The organism is Virgibacillus sp. NKC19-3, from assembly GCF_019837165.1.
In the GTDB taxonomy this organism is placed as follows: Bacteria; Bacillota; Bacilli; order Bacillales; family Amphibacillaceae; genus Virgibacillus_L; species Virgibacillus_L saliphilus.
In genome coordinates, this window is sequence record NZ_JAGYHC010000001.1 from 3,679,901 (window position 1) to 3,693,821 (window position 13,921).

The window sequence follows — 13,921 nt, forward strand, 5'->3', positions numbered from 1 at the left end:
TTCGGGATGATAAACGCCATGCTACTGGGGTCGCATGGCGTTTACGTTGGCATGAGGCGGTTCCTTTGCTTCCTACGTCACACCACTTTCCAAAATTGAGAACGTCCCTTTAACACAATTAACTTCTGCCATTGTGCCATATGGCAAAATAAACTTCGGCTCTGTATGGCCAAAATTTAAGTTATAGAGTATAGGCAAATCTTCTAAGCCATATTCCTTCATAACGTTTACTATTTCTTCTTTGTATGCTTCGTAATATTTCTCATTATGCGGCTTACCAAAAATGATTGCCCTCGATTTGTGCAGAATGCCTTGCGCGGCATAATTCCGCAGCCAATATTTCATACATGCAGGTTCTGCCTCTTCCTCCGAAGTTTCAAAGAAAAGAATACTATCATCCCAATTGTTCTCATCAGGCCAAAGTTCGGTGCTTTTTGCGAATTCCAGCACATCCATACAACCACCAATCAGACGTCCCTGCACGACACTCGTTGCGCCCTGAAGCACTTCATATCCGGTGTTTTGCTGCATTGTTCGCCGCTTCTGTTTATTCGCTTCATCCCACTCCAGATACTCACTCGTCCATTCTTTAGCAGGTTCCACTTCACCAACCACACTGTTGGAGAATAGCGTCCGCTTCACCGCCTCTACAGTGTAAGGATCCATTTCCACATTTTCAGCAAAATCACTTAAAACAGCAGGCCCATAAAAAGAGGACACACCTGCTTTAAGGCAAAACAAATGGGAAATTGTCACATCGGAATACCCTACGAATATTTTCGGATTGTCACGGATCACATTAAAATCAATATATGGGAGTAAACGTATACTGTCATCTCCACCAATATTCGAGAAGATCCCTTTTATTTCCTCATCCCGAAAAGCCGTCATCAGATCGTCGGCACGGGCTTTCGGATGCTCGTATAGATAATCCGCACCCTTTAAACTGTTTGGCATCGGCACAACCTCAAGGCCAAATACCTCCTCTAATCTTCGCACTCCTTGTTCATATCGCCATTTGATTTCCGGTTCCCCAGCCCCTCCCCAGGAAGGGCTTACTGTCGCCACTTTGTCTCCGGGTTGCAATTTTTTTGGTTTTATGAGCATTGGATCCCCTCTTTTTTATTATGACTTTTTCTCTTCATGTATATCTATTTCTACTCCAGCCTTTCCAATTCCTGCAGAAAACACTACTTAATAGAATGATCCATTTTACTTAACTGTAGCAGCCATTTTTCTACATAGTGATCAATGATTTGCTGTTTATCAACATTATCTTCCAAAGCGGGGAAAATAAAGCGTTGATGCACCGTAAGATAATAGAGAGGGGCGAGAACACGCACAAGGCGAAATTCCTCATACAAACGGGCAAGCGAGTCAAACATCCTCCATTCTTCAAGATAAACATCTAATAACTGCTGACTTATCTGTTCGGAAAAGTATTCATTCACTTCTTCCAATAATACGATCACACTCAAGAAAGGATGGGTCAGGGAACTATCTGACCAATCATAAATAATTGGTTCTCCATGGTGAACCATAATATTACCGCCAAACAAATCGCCATGGTCTAATGAGATGGGAAGTTTTGATTCACGTAATCCCTTTGCAAGAGACAACATAGATGGGATGCTCATTTTCAATGCAATATGCTTTTCCAACGAAATATTATTACTGGAAACTAATTCACTCAGGGATTCCTCTAAATGGTTGTTTAATATCTCTATGATTGGCCTGACAGGACATCCTAATTTTCGCAGCTTATCTTTATGAATGTGGGCTTCCTTTTGTATATTACCCATTCGATATAAGGCGTCTTCCCAATGGCTACGATTCGTTGAATTACCAAGAAGATCCCCTTGTAGTTCGCCCATGATATACCAATTATTTTCGAGATCCAAAGCGATTACTTCCGGAACATAAGATGGATAATGTTCTGCAAGATAGTTGTGAATACTGGGTTCATGTGAAAACACATCTGGGACAGCTTTCAAGTAATAATTTGCTTGATTTGTCTTAATCTTCCACAATGCTGCGCGTTCCCAGCTTCTGATTTGTACAAATGTGATTGGATAATATGGCAATTTCTGCTTTACCCATGCTTCCATTCTCTGACGCCATCCAAATTGAAACCATGCAAAGGCTCGATTATCATCTTTAGCCGACCAATCAAGTAGCACTTTTCGTTCATTTGGATGAATTGCTGCCAATGATGGAATAGAAATAGGGTCTAACCAGACAAGTCCCACCCTCTCACTTGAATAGTTGTCTAAGACTTCAATTTCATATATGCGTATAGCTTCATCCTGATAATAACCGCGTAATACATTCACTTCTAAATCGAATTCCCTTTTAAAAAAGTCATTGATTGGTGAGGTGACAGCCACATGTAGACGTTCTAAATGAAAAGAAGGTAATGCGTATGTACGATGTTTCCGGCATAATAACAATTTCCATTGACTACTTGAAAAAACGATAAATTTCAAAAGCAAGGCATTGATCCCCTCTCGAGCATTTTTGTCCAACTTCAAATGAAAAAAGGCAGTTTCATTAATGGCTTATTTTCCATGAAGTCAGTGTAAATATCCTCATATGTCCTATTTTATTACTGCCTCTTTCCACGTACTTCCTTTTTTATTCCGTCTATTATATCATAGACCCAAAGGAAAAAACCTTTTCCATATTAAAGTGATGCCTGCAAAACAAGAAACATCCTCATCACATAACGGAGGGATTACATGAAAGCAAACAAAGAACGTATTGAAACGCATATTAGCGATCTGAGTGCATTTACAGCCACGCCCAATCAAGGTGTGACTAGGCTGACCTATAGCAAAGAAGATGTACAAGCCCGAAAATATATAAAAGCAAAAATGAACGAATATGGACTGGACGTTCGGGAAGATGGGCTGGGCAATATTTTTGGAAAATTGCAAGGAACCAAGAAAGATGCTCCGAGTGTCCTTGTCGGATCTCACTTCGATAGTGTGCCGCATGGTGGAGCTTATGATGGACCGAGTGGTGTTGTGGCAGGACTTGAAGTAGCTGCGCTTTTTCAGGAAAAGAACCTTACACCGACATATCCATTAGAAATTATAGCAATGATTGAAGAAGAGGGCGCACGCTTTGGTGGCGGACTAATGGGATCCAGGGGAATTACCGGCACGACAGATGCAGAAGAACTAAATCATACGAAGGACAAGGATGGCGTTTCAGTGGCTGAGGCCATGCGGGATATCGGATTAGACCCAACACTTTCGAAACAAAGAGACCCACAGACGATAAAAGCCTTTCTGGAAATGCATATTGAGCAAGGACCAGTTCTTGAAGAAAAGGACATTGCAATCGGTGTTGTCGAAGGGATTGTTGGACTCAGCCAATTAGAAGTGACCATCCAAGGTCAAGCTGGACATGCCGGTACGACACCTATGGACCGGCGCTCAGATGCCCTGGTTACTGCTGCAAATATTATCGCGAAGCTACCAGCTATTGCAGCAGAAGAAGGGGAAGGAACCGTTATTACCGTAGGAAGGCATGAGGTGTTTCCGAATGGAGCTAATGTCATCCCGGAAAAGGTTATTTTTTCCGTGGATATACGCGCTGGAAAAGAAGAACATATGCAAAGTGCCATCCAGAAAACCAAAGATTTTATCACCTCCTTTGAGGGACAAGGAATGCAGATATCCATGGAACAGTCATTATATATGCAGCCAAAAACATTGAATCAGCATATCCATTCGCTTTTACAAAATGCTTGCAATCAATTGGACATCTCCTATCTACCCATGAATAGCGGAGCAGGCCACGATGCCATGGTCTTTGCTGATGTGACGGATGTTGGTTTGATTTTTGTCCCGAGTAAAGACGGAATCAGTCACGCTCCGGAAGAATGGACAGATACGAAGGACTTAGCTAATGGTGCAGATGTATTATTTCAAACTGCGATGAAACTAACGGAAACAACGTAAACCATTTCAGCAAAAATTGGAAAAGATCCACGGTATTCGTTGACGCTGTGGATCTTTTTTCATATAGGCTTTCCAGGATAACCTGCACCTCTCCCCATCCTGTTTTCGACAAAGTTCAGGGCGTGTCAGTACACCTAGCTGGCAAGCACAATCGATAATTTTCATGTTAAACATGTCGAGTATTTCTAAAGCTGGTTTGCTATGATGAAGATATGAAGGAGGGATACATTGCTAAAAGAATTAAACCTCGTGATTGACTATATTGAGGATCATTTAACGGATGACTTATCTCTTGAAGAAATTTCTAACTATGCCGGTGTTTCCGACTACCACTTTCGAAAGATATTTTTTTATTTATCGGGATTAACGCTAAGTGAATATATTAAAAACAGAAAATTGTCGGAGGCAAATAAGGATTTATTGAATGGAGAAAAAGTAACAGATGTTGCTTTCAAATACGGTTATCAGTCCATGGATGGCTTTACTAGAGCATTTAAAAATTGGGGCGGTTTCCTGCCATCAGATGTAATTAAAAAAGGAATAAGCAAATCGTATCCCAAACTTTCATTCATCATAACTGTTAAAGGAGGAACTACGATGGAATTTAGAATTGAAGAGAAACCAGCTTTTCATTTGGTCGGTGTAAGTAAACGCGTTCCAATGCAATTTGAAGGTGTTAATAAAGCGATTGAAGAGCTTGCAGAAAGCATTACGGATCAACAAATGGAAGAAATGCATGCTCTACAAAATATGGAGCCGAAGAAAATCGTGAATGCTTCTTATGACGCTGACGCTAAATTTTTAAAAGAAGAAGGCGATTTAACGCATTTGATAGGTGTTTTAACAACGAAAGATCAAGTAAGTGACCTGTTAGACAAGGTATCAGTAGAAGCCTATACGTGGGCAATATTTCCAAATGAAGGCCCATTTCCATCTACACTACAAGAAACAATGGCAAAAACTTATTCGGAATGGCTTCCTTCTTCCGATTATGAAGTAATCGATGCCCCAACATTTTCCTTCACGAAAATGGATGAGAGCAAAAAAGATTACGCTTATAGTGAGATCTGGATTCCTGTTAGGAAAAAGTAAAAAGGGGGAGGCATGGGGTGATCCTCATGCTTCCTATAAAGGCAAAAAAATCAGCCTCTTAAGTCTGCATCCGCCTGTTTCTAAAAATGGTCTACTTCCCTCGGGACATTCAAACCATAACACCCTCAATATGAAGTAATTGCTTTTTCATTCCGATCCCTCCAGCATACCCGGTCAAACGCTGATTTTTTCCAATAACCCTATGGCAAGGAAATATAATCGGTAGCGGATTCCTGCTATTTGCATGCCCTATGGCCCGAATAGCTTGCGGGCGACCGATAGAACAGGCTATCTCAAAATAAGATCTTGTTTCCCCATAAGGAATTGTTTGCAATGCATCCCATACTTGCTTTTGAAATGATGTCCCCTCAAGTTCAAATGGTAGAGTAAAATCCTTTCTTTCCCCACTAAGATATTCTTGAAACTGTTGTCGAATAGGTTCTCCCAGCTCAGAGCTCTTCTTAACCGTATTGTTTTCAACAAAAAGTAACCAGTGGTAATTGGTTAAGAACACACGAGTTAGCGTCCCATTTTCCTTTAAGGCAAACCGTAAATGCCCGATAATAGTTTGACATTCATCATAAATCATAGCTCAAGTCAAGTCCTTTCTATACTGTTGTGGCGTATATTGCGTTTGTTTTTTGAAAGCCTGATAAAAACTAGAGACATTTTGAAAACCTACTTCATAACAAATAGCAATAATGGACAGTTCAGTGGTTTGGAGAAGATGAACCGCTTTATTTACACGTAGATTTTCAACGTAGCAACGGGGGGTTTTCAATGTGTACTGTTTAAAAAGCCGACTTAAATAATAGGGGCTTATGCCAATGTTTTGCGCTATTTGCTTCAATGTCATGTTTTCCTTGTAATGCCTTTGAATATATGCCCTTGTATCATTAATAAGATCCCATTTCGGATCAAAATGCATCCTATCCGGTTGGCATCTTTTGCAAGGACGAAATCCCGCCCTCTTTGCGTCCGCTACTGTTTGAAAAAAGGTGATATTTTCTTTATTCGGGCTTTTCGATTTGCAAGAAGGACGACAAAAAATTCCTGTTGTTTTCACCGCATAGAAAAACAGGCCGTCATAGGAATCGTCACACGCCTCAGCAATTTTTACCATTTCGCTGAAAGAAAACGTTGCATGAACAACCATCTCCTTCACCTCCTTTTATTACAAAAACACATATAAACCACATATATAGAAACAACAATCAATGGAACAATGATGTATGACCGAAAAAACGGAATGACGAGCACACATAAGATAAAGGCGATCCATGAACACAACCAGGGCACGGTTCCTTTTCCAAATAGTTTAACACCAGCAGCCATGGAAAAAATATAAACGAGTATTCCCAAGGAAGTTGGTATAAATAAAATATCATTAAATGTGAGAGAAAGAGCACTTGTAGTGACAACTCCAGCCCCTGCGAACAGAACGACAAACAAAACCATACGTCTTGATATTTCCATTTTTGGGTGTAACACTGAAAAATAAGACGGAAATGCACCATCTCTACTTAATGAATAGCCAAGCTGCGTAAGACTTGCAACAAACGCATTTGCTGTTCCGGTACAAATGACAAAAGCAAGAATGCCAGTTAGCAATTGAGCATTTAAACCTAGCGTATCATTCATAATAACGGCAATCGGAGATAAATTGCTTTTCTCATCACCGTATGTCCCTGTTCCAATGGTTATAAAACTAAGTGCCAGAAAAAGCACGCCTATAATGATGGCACTAATAATGGTACTTCGAACGATGTTTTGATTTGGATGCTTAAAATTAGTCGCAAGGTTGCAAATCGCCTCCCAACCAAAAAAGGCCCAAAAAATGACAGTTATAGCAGATCCGATTGAACCACTACCTTTAGAAAAAAAGGGGCTAAATTGATGCCAACTGATACGAGGAATAGCCAATACAATCGTTATGATTAACAGAAAAAATAAACATCCACTTAACAATAGGGCGACTTTACCACTTACTTGAATGCCATAATAGTTCGTGATTCCAGCAATAGCCAATATCAACATGGCAGAAAACGTTATTTGAATCTGAGAAAAATCAAAGGCATTTCCTAAATAATAAGCACCTGTTAACGCAACGATGGTCTGTCCAACTGCTGCTGTGACAAAATAGAACCAACCTATTATATTACCTGCATGCTCCCCAAATGAATATCGTACAAAAGTAGCAGCCCCTCCAGCGTCCGGATACGCTCTTGCTAAACAAGCAAACGAGTAAGCCAATGGGAAACTAATCATGATCACAATCATCCAAGATAATATGGATGCCGGTCCGGCTATGGAGGCCGTAACACCAGATAAAAAAAGCACGCCTGATCCTAATACGGCCGCAATATATAAAGCGATACCTTGAGTTAATCCAATGGATGGACGTTGCATGTAGACACCTCATTTCTACATGCAGTATAGCAATCAAGGATTAACGTACGCTTCCGGATTTTTGCGATTCAATTTGGTGAATTTGCAAGTTTTTAATGAAAAATGAACAAACGCACCATTCATTTGGTTTTTATGGGTGTTACTTTCTCCATTTTAACACCTCTTTTAGTTCGTTCATTACACCATAACTGGAAGTTCCATAAGGATAAGACAATTATTCTACTATCGTGCCAGTGTTTTAACCATCTTCACAATTTCTTCTTCATATCCGAAGTGTTTATAAAAATGAAGTGCATGATCATTTGCTTTGAATACATCTAAAACGATTTGTTTACACTCTTTATCTAAGCACCACTTCTCTGCTTTATCCATCAACATTTTTCCTATTCCTTTACCCTCACCTGCACTAGTTACTGCAATCGCTGAAATATAAGCTACTTTATCATTTGTGAAATAATCCCTGTCTGTTGTTAATTCTACGTATCCTAGAAGCGCATCACCATCTTCAACCACAAAAATATCTGATGTACGAGATGCGACAGCCCTTTTTGCTAACTCTAATTGTTTTTGTTCCATATCCTCCCGGTTCCTATATTCCATAAATGGAATATCACTAAAACGATCAGATAGGCTGATTATGCTGTCTTTATCCCTTTCCTGATATGGCCTAATATGCATATGTCTTTCACCCCCTATTAAAAATTTTCTGTTTTATATCATGTACAACGTTAAGCTCTGTTTAGTTTTGATATGTATAAGGAATAGACTGTCCGATAAGTACTTCTACACCATGAACATGATACGCGCTTGTCCAGGATCTACCATTGAATGTCACCTACATGGTTTTGTATGATGGCATAGACGACATCGATCCTTTTCATCAAATCACCTTCATCTTGTTCTAATCTGAAATCCTTAGGAAGATTATTAACTCATCCATGTTAATAATTTACTTTTTGACTATTTACTATAAAAACACACTAACTATAACAAAAAGCGCCTGAACTCACCTATATTACGGTCCTTCATACGGAGGATTTACATAATGGTCTGCAAATTCCTCTTTGTACGGACTATTGGATTGAAGAATTCTCTCTGAGGCTGACTGCGTATCATAGGCTGTTACTCTGAAGTCAATTTCGTCTCCCAATATAACCCAACATGCTCCGCTCGCCCTACTCTGCAAACCGACACTCCCCGCATTGACAACACGTTTTTCTCCTACTCTGCGATCAAATTGAATATGTGTATGTCCACAAACAATTATATCTTGCTCAACGTTTTCAAGCATTGAACCAAGTTCACTATCGGTTGTATTCAATCGAATAGCTTCTTCATCACTTCGAGGTGATCCATGAACAAACAGGACTTTTCCTAAACCGGCCATTTCTATTTCTTCTTTCTCCGGCAAATTTTTAAGAAAGTGCAACTGTTCATCTGTTAGCTGGTCCGCACACCAGTGATTCATATCAGTAACGAAGTCATCCAACCCTTTTTCTTTCCCATACCGATGAGCAACTTCCCGGTCTGCATTTCCCTTAATAAAAGTGAACACTTCTTTATAATCAAACAAAAGGTCCATAACTTGCCTTGGTTCCGGTCCCCAAGCCAAATTACCTCCAACAATTACTTTCTCCACGTTGCTATCCCTTATCTCTTGAAGCACGGCTTCGAGAGCAAAAAAGTTTCCATGAATATCATAAATAGCTGCTACCCTCATTTAATCGACCTCCTATACCCCCGATGTGATTTGACTTATCGGCTATTTAATTCATCTATAATTAGAGGTATTTTTGCTAAACCCTCCACTACATAATCAGCCTCCACTTTATTCCATTGGTCATCTTTTTTCCAGATGCTTTTCATCCCAACATTCTGGGCAGCCTTCACATCTTTTTCTGGATGGTCGCCAACAAAAACACATTCAGTAGGTAAAACGTTTAACTCATCTGAAGCATTTTTGAATAGTTGTGGATCAGGTTTTTTCATACCCTCCCATTCGGATATAAGGATTGTTTCAAAATAGTTTTGAATCTCTAAAGCTCTGATATTATCCATTTGAAATTGTCCTTTGCCGTTTGTAATCATACCAAGGACAAGACCACTATGCTTCAACTTTTTCAATATCCCAATGAGGTCAGGGAACGGAACGCAACTATCTTTAAAATTCCTCACATAATCTTGAAGCAATTCCTCCCAGGTCAATCCTGAAATATCAAATTCATTCGTTAACTGTTGATACACTTTATCCTTCCATACGTGCCCTCGATCATCAAGTTCTATAAATCTTGTTATATATTGGTCTTTTGCCACATGTCTTAACCACTTATTTAAACGTTTATACTGCTTGTCAACAAATATCTTCACTGACTCATCCCGATTCAGCAACGTTCCATCTAAATCAAATATGGCAGCCTTAATCATTTCTCAACCCCACACCCCTGCAGCAAAAGTTATTTCCTTTTGTTCCCTTTTCTTAAACAAGATCATCCTTTTACACCGTCTTTCGCGTTCCATGATCCTTGTAATTTTCGGATATACAGGATCTGTCCGGTATGGTAGGTTGTGTGCAGGGTCAGATGAGCAAGCTCAGGTGCAAACTCCTCGAGTTTATCGGAGTCAGATGCCTCGACAACATTCTTCCATTCCACCATAATCGTATTTAATCGTTGAACCGCTTCATTCCAATCTAATGCTGCTTTGTTTCGAAAGGTATTATCATCTGTATTTCTTTCGTTTGGTATGTCTTTAAACCGATTTAAATACCGCTGATTATAGAATAGGAGATGATTTACCTCCTCAAAAATAGAGTTATTTGTCTCATTCGGTTTCCAATTTGCTTGTTCTTCCGTTAGACCATCAATAGCGTTTCGTAACGATACAAACCACGTGTTTTCCTGAAACGTATTTAGCTGTGCTAAGAAAATATCTTTAACATCCATCCTTTTTCTAACCTCCCCTTTATTGAAGCAATATTCTCATCGATCCACTCCTATAAGTATTCGACAACAACCGAATATATCCTTCTTGCCACTACAACCTTATTCTTTATCTATGAAAAAAATCTGCAAATGTCCCTTCAACGATATGTACCCATCTTTATTTACATTCACTTCAAAAATGAATAGCAAGCAAATGGGCGCCCCCTTATGGAGAACGCCCACGTTAGCAAAGTCATATGGATAAAACCGGTTATCTTCCTAGGCTATATCATGTTAAAGCAGTAATCTCCATACCCACCGTCTCCTTATCCAACTTCACATATTTCATACCTTGCGTTTTGTTGAAGGTAATACTTTTAACCAGCAGGTTACTTTCTAAGAGCCCGTTATACTGTTCGATTACTGCTTTCAACGACCCACTCACATCAAAAGTTAGATTTACCCGAGATTCAACAGATAAATTTAATTCCTTACGATACTGTTGAACAGATCGAATGAGTTCCCGGGCAAGGCCCTCTTTGTAAAGTGCATCATTTATCTTTGTGTTTAAAAAGACAGCATAATATTCATTGGAAGCCATCTCTGTTTCCTTCCGGGTGATTTGGTTAATGCGTAAATCCTCCTTTTCGATACGCAATGAATCTCCGGTCTGCGTTTTTGTCTCGAAATAACCTTGTTCTACAACCTTTTTGGCCTCTTCCTCATTTAATTGTTGCAATTCTTTTTGAACGATCCCTACCTGCTTACCAAGCTTTGGTCCTGCTGTTGGGAAATTTAATGTAATCTCATACCGAACAGCTCCCCCGGCATTTTCTTTGAAATAAACCTGCTTTACATTAATCTCTTCCTCAATGATATAACGGTAGTTCGACAAAAAAGACGTATACCTCTCATCCCCAACCACTGTTAACTCAGAAAGTGGTTGTTTTGTTTTGATGTTGGATGCGTTACGAGCGTGACGAGCAAGTTCCACTACCTGTAGCACCCCATCCATTTCCTGCTCAAGCTCCTGATTCATTAGCTTTTCTACAGGTTTAGGAAAATCAGCCAAGTGTACACTTTCATCGGTCAAATTAGTATGAATATCCTCCGTTACAAATGGCATAAATGGAGCCAACAGTTTACTCGTTGTTCTTAATATCTCATATAAGGTATGGAAGGCAGCCAATTTATCATCATTCATTCCTTCGCTCCAAAAACGGGCACGGGAACGACGGATATACCAATTACTAACTTGTTCAACAAAATTGGAAAGTTCCCTTGCTGCAGCAGTGAAATCATAATGGTCAAGATCCTTCCTTACTCCTTTGGTAACGGTATGAAGGCGTGAGATCACCCACTTATCCAATAATGATTTTTCACCCTGAGGATGCTTATCCGGATTAAATTGATCAATTTCTGCATATAACGTGAAGAAAGCATGAATATTCACCAATGTGTCGACCATCTTGGACTTCGCCTGGCTAACAATATTCGCTGAAAAACGTTTATTGTTCCATGGAGCACTGTCGGCAAGAAGGGACCAACGCAGCGCATCTGCACCATACTTCTCCACAAGTTCCATTGGGTTTATAACGTTACCTTTACTCTTTGACATTTTACGCCCGTTCTCATCCAAAATATGTCCGAGTGATAAGACACGTTTATAGGCTGGTTTTCCGGTAAATAAAGAAGATACCATTAGCAGGCTATAGAACCAGCCACGGGTTTGATCTACCCCTTCAGCAATAACGTCAGCAGGAAATTGTTTTTCAAATAACGCTTGATTTTCAAATGGATAATGGTACTGTGCAAATGGCATAGAACCACTATCAAACCACACATCGATAACCTCTTTTGTACGTTCCATATCTCCTTGGCAAACAGGACATCTTAAGATAACTTCATCCACGTATGGTTTATGAAGTTCTAGATCTTTAGGAACATTACTTTTCGCATGATCCTTAAGGTCCTGAATACTCTCAGGTGCGTGTTGATGGTCACAATTGTTACAAATCCATACATTTAACGGTGTTCCCCAATAACGATTACGGCCTATATTCCAATCCACCATATTTTCAAGGAATTTCCCAAAACGGCCATGCTTCATGTGTTCCGGGTGCCAATGTATGGATTCATTATTAGCAATGACGCTTTCCTTCATGGCAGTTGCTTTAATAAACCAGCCCTCCATCGCATAATAAATGAGGGGAGAATCACACCGCCAGCAATGGGGATAACTGTGTTCGTATTTTTCTTTGGAAAATAATACATCTTGTTCTGCTAACATTTTTATTATTTTTACATCACAATCTTTCGCGAATTCCCCGGCTAGAGGTGGAATAGCATCCGTGTAGCAACCAGCTTCGTCGACGACATTTATAAAATCGAGACCCTTCGCTTTCATTGCTTGATAATCATCTTCCCCATGCGCAGGTGCTACATGAACGATCCCTGTACCACTTTCATCTGTGACAAAATCTGCATCTATTACTTCATAACCTCGATTTATATTGAAGAAGTTGAATGGCGGGACATAAGAAAGACCAACGAGCTCACTGCCTTTATGCTGACTAACAATTTCATATTCACCGTCCATGGTCTGATCTACAAGGTTTTTAGCAATAATATATACATTACCTTCTTGCTTTACCTTAAGATAATTTAATTCTTTATGGACGGCTAAAGCTACGTTAGCAGGCAGTGTCCATGGTGTTGTGGTCCATCCCAAAAAATACTCATTTTCTGTTCCATATACTTTAAACTTAGCTGTTGCAGATAAATCTTTTACGTCTTTATAACCTTGAGCAACTTCATGCGAGCTTAAAGAGGTTTGGCAACTTGGACAATAAGGCGTAACTCGATGTCCTCGGTCCAGCAGACCTTTTTTGTGAATCGTGGACAGGATATACCAAACACTTTCCATATATTCATTTTGAAGCGTTATATATGGATCATCCATATCAATCCAATAACCGATCGCCTCTGTAAACGTCCGCCACTCTCTTTCATAATCAAAAACACTCTTCTTACATTCTTCAATGAAATTTTCTACACCATAATTCTCAATTTCCTTTTTTCCGGAGATTCCAATCTTCTTCTCCACACCAAGTTCAACTGGGAGACCATGTGTATCCCATCCCGCTTTACGAATAACCTGATACCCTTGCATCGTTTTATAACGCGCAATAAAATCTTTCATCACACGCCCTAAAACATGCCCAGCATGCGGAAGTCCATTAGCGGTTGGCGGCCCTTCATAAAATACAAAAGTTTCATTTCCCTCCCGATTGGTGATAGACGTTTGGAACGTGCCTTCATTTTCCCAAAGATCCTTCAACCGATTTTCACGCTGTGAAGGTGCTTCACTTCCATTTGCCTTCTTCATTTCCTCACTCCTCATTTTTCTTGGTAAAAAAACACAAAAACTCGCCCCTATCAATTAGGGACGAGTTTCACCCGTGCTACCACCCTGATTCCGGATATCATTTGTTAAAAAGATTCTCCAGCACTCATGCAACGTACCATTAT

At 39.8% G+C, this 13,921-nt stretch carries 12 protein-coding genes and 1 other annotated feature (1 of these 13 only partly in view); of the genes, 2 read left to right on the forward strand and 10 right to left on the reverse strand.

Annotated features, from left to right (window positions below; all coding sequences use genetic code 11):
• Positions 1–72: 72 nt before the first annotated feature.
• Positions 73–1,107, reverse strand: coding sequence for a S66 family peptidase (locus tag KFZ56_RS17500; protein ID WP_222643373.1), 1,035 nt, complete (start codon positions 1,105–1,107; stop codon positions 73–75).
• An 83-nt stretch (positions 1,108–1,190) separates the two neighbouring features.
• Positions 1,191–2,492, reverse strand: coding sequence for a phosphotransferase (locus KFZ56_RS17505; RefSeq protein ID WP_222643374.1), 1,302 nt, complete (start codon positions 2,490–2,492; stop codon positions 1,191–1,193).
• Positions 2,493–2,738: 246 nt separating this feature from the next.
• Here KFZ56_RS17505 and KFZ56_RS17510 point away from each other — a divergent pair, with 246 nt between their 5' ends.
• On the forward strand, positions 2,739–3,968 hold the full coding sequence (locus KFZ56_RS17510) for a Zn-dependent hydrolase (protein WP_222643375.1): 1,230 nt from the start codon (positions 2,739–2,741) through the stop codon (positions 3,966–3,968).
• Between the two features lie 228 nt (positions 3,969–4,196).
• Positions 4,197–5,060, forward strand: coding sequence for an AraC family transcriptional regulator (locus KFZ56_RS17515; RefSeq protein WP_222643377.1), 864 nt, complete (start codon positions 4,197–4,199; stop codon positions 5,058–5,060).
• 109 nt (positions 5,061–5,169) lie between these two features.
• Here the strand turns inward: KFZ56_RS17515 and KFZ56_RS17520 are convergent, their stop codons facing one another.
• The 8 genes from KFZ56_RS17520 to ileS form a co-directional block, all read right to left on the reverse strand.
• Positions 5,170–5,649 carry a methylated-DNA--[protein]-cysteine S-methyltransferase gene (locus KFZ56_RS17520; RefSeq protein ID WP_222643379.1) on the reverse strand — a complete coding sequence of 160 codons (480 nt, stop codon included), beginning with the start codon at positions 5,647–5,649 and terminating at the stop codon, positions 5,170–5,172.
• A 3-nt stretch (positions 5,650–5,652) separates the two neighbouring features.
• Positions 5,653–6,216: a bifunctional transcriptional activator/DNA repair enzyme AdaA gene (locus KFZ56_RS17525; protein ID WP_222643381.1), complete on the reverse strand. Its 564-nt coding sequence runs from the start codon at positions 6,214–6,216 to the stop codon at positions 5,653–5,655.
• 5 nt (positions 6,217–6,221) lie between these two features.
• Entirely contained in the window at positions 6,222–7,469 is a 1,248-nt protein-coding gene (locus KFZ56_RS17530; RefSeq protein WP_222643383.1) for an APC family permease, read from the reverse strand.
• 222 nt (positions 7,470–7,691) lie between these two features.
• Positions 7,692–8,147: a GNAT family N-acetyltransferase gene (locus KFZ56_RS17535; protein WP_222643385.1), complete on the reverse strand. Its 456-nt coding sequence runs from the start codon at positions 8,145–8,147 to the stop codon at positions 7,692–7,694.
• A gap of 337 nt (positions 8,148–8,484) precedes the next feature.
• A complete protein-coding gene (locus KFZ56_RS17540; protein WP_222643386.1) occupies positions 8,485–9,189 on the reverse strand; it encodes a metallophosphoesterase family protein in 705 nt (234 codons plus the stop codon).
• A 35-nt stretch (positions 9,190–9,224) separates the two neighbouring features.
• Positions 9,225–9,893, reverse strand: a complete 669-nt coding sequence (locus tag KFZ56_RS17545; protein WP_222643388.1) for an HAD family hydrolase — start codon at positions 9,891–9,893, stop codon at positions 9,225–9,227.
• Positions 9,894–9,955: 62 nt separating this feature from the next.
• Positions 9,956–10,411: a DinB family protein gene (locus KFZ56_RS17550; protein WP_222643389.1), complete on the reverse strand. Its 456-nt coding sequence runs from the start codon at positions 10,409–10,411 to the stop codon at positions 9,956–9,958.
• A 268-nt stretch (positions 10,412–10,679) separates the two neighbouring features.
• Entirely contained in the window at positions 10,680–13,778 is a 3,099-nt protein-coding gene (gene ileS / locus KFZ56_RS17555) for an isoleucine--tRNA ligase (RefSeq protein ID WP_222643390.1), read from the reverse strand.
• A 53-nt stretch (positions 13,779–13,831) separates the two neighbouring features.
• Positions 13,832–13,921 (reverse strand) — a binding site (T-box leader); it runs 163 nt beyond the window's last position.